This is a genomic window from Dellaglioa sp. CoH-57-MRSF-16 (assembly GCF_056782055.1).
In genome coordinates this window covers 1-254 of the sequence record NZ_JBXAXZ010000203.1, presented here as the reverse complement: position 1 = coordinate 254, position 254 = coordinate 1, and the positions used below count along the sequence as shown (strand labels likewise).

At 53.1% G+C, this 254-nt stretch carries 1 protein-coding gene; it reads left to right on the top strand.

The annotated features are described in order from the left end of the window. The coding region (locus AC1RPH_RS08430) for a hypothetical protein (RefSeq protein ID WP_289875967.1) at positions 1 to 186 on the top strand (186 nt) is incomplete at its 5' end. Positions 187 to 254 lie beyond the last annotated feature (68 nt).

The window sequence follows — 254 nt, the reverse complement described above, 5'->3', positions numbered from 1 at the left end:
ATGTACTACAGCGCAACAGAACGGCTGATCCGTGACTATGTGATCAGCCTTTTGCAGAATGATTCGGCCGCCGCGTCCGAAATCACAAGCAAGATGACGGAACACGTGATGACCGAAATGCGTGACGATGAAGAAGTGATTGCCGCAATCGTCGCGGCAGCTACCTCGCGTATGGTGCGGCCATGAGCGCAACGCCAAAGTTCCCGATTTACCAAAAACGCGAATTTCGGTGCGGCAATCATCACGAGGAAGAG